Annotated in this window: 1 protein-coding gene; it reads right to left on the reverse strand. The window is 37.5% G+C overall.

Translation table 11 applies throughout. The features are described 5' to 3' along the window. The coding region (locus MTCD1_RS20835; RefSeq protein ID WP_159459921.1) for an IS4 family transposase at positions 1-797 on the reverse strand (797 nt) is incomplete at its 3' end. Positions 798-848: the final 51 nt, after the last annotated feature.

Genomic DNA, 848 nt, shown 5'->3' on the forward strand with positions numbered 1-848 from the left:
TTGCTCACTAACAACCAAGGCTCTCTACCGCCTTTAGCATACTCTAAGCTTACGCTTCTTCTACTTTTTTTACCGTCTAATGTTTTCGTACTCCTTCCTTTGGAGGCTTTTTTATAAAGGACGGCTGTGCAAGTGTGCTTTTGCGTCTTTCCCAACAAACATGTCCCTAAGTGCTTTTTTTCATTGACTTTTACTTGTGAAAATAATTCATAAACACTCTGCCATTGCTCTTCAACTTGAAGACTCACTCTACCTCGTAAACGGCCAAGCCAAAACCATCCTTGTGCTTCTACTTCTTTAAACCACGGAACCCTATAACCAGCATCGGTTGAAATTATTGGGGTTATATTTTTAGGAAGAACTAACGCTAATTTATTCAAAAAATCTTTATGAGCGGTAACCGTGCCAAGTTGTTTTTCTGGATAAACTTCTTCATAAAGAGTAAATGCTCTGCCCCCTATAGGGATCACCGCGCGCAATATTTGTTTATCTAGCCTATTTACAGGTGACCAATCAATAATAATCAAAGGATATTTGATATTCTTGAGGCTGACTTTAGCAATCGCAGCATAAACACCTATCCGCTCTTGGTGTAAATTTTCATTGCCTAATAGCCGACAGACACGTTTAATGGAGTTTTTAACTTTTGCTTTAGTATTGATGATACCTCTGCCTAAACCTGTAAGGGTAAGCGTTTCATCCATTGCAAGTGAGTCAGTACAATCTAAAACAGCTTTGATCCTCCGTTTATCATTAATAGCATTAAAAGAAGACATTTTGAAAAAGGTGTGTAACATAGTGGATGTATTCATGAATATTGACGTCAATTGGGTTTTAGAGAATTTAAT

Origin of the sequence: Colwellia marinimaniae (assembly GCF_002207865.1) — a bacterium.
Taxonomy (GTDB): Bacteria; Pseudomonadota; Gammaproteobacteria; order Enterobacterales; family Alteromonadaceae; genus Colwellia; species Colwellia marinimaniae.